Annotated in this window: 1 protein-coding gene; it reads left to right on the forward strand. The window is 70.6% G+C overall.

Going from position 1 to position 252, the window contains the following annotated elements:
• Positions 1-252: hypothetical protein (locus KVT32_RS30820; RefSeq protein WP_217619508.1), on the forward strand; the 252-nt coding region annotated here is incomplete at both ends.

A 252-nucleotide genomic window follows, 5' to 3' on the forward strand; every position in this document is an offset into this window, starting at 1 on the left:
GCGGGTGCGCGCGCCGCTGGTCAGCGGAGCGTCGTTCAAGCCGGGCGCCGTGGTCAATCCGTTCAGCGGCGCCGTGCTGCGCCGACCGATCGACACCGAGGTCGGTCATACCGAAGTGCCGCTGTACCGCAGCAACTTCGGCGACGAGCCGATGCCGGCGGTGCTCGAGGGCTCCTCGCACGACTTCCTGACCGACGCCTTCCGCAGCCAGGGCGACGCCCAGCTGGGCATCATCACGGGCATCCGCTACGG

The organism is Achromobacter sp. GbtcB20 (genome assembly GCF_019091095.1).
In the GTDB taxonomy this organism is placed as follows: Bacteria; Pseudomonadota; Gammaproteobacteria; order Burkholderiales; family Burkholderiaceae_B; genus Achromobacter; species Achromobacter mucicolens.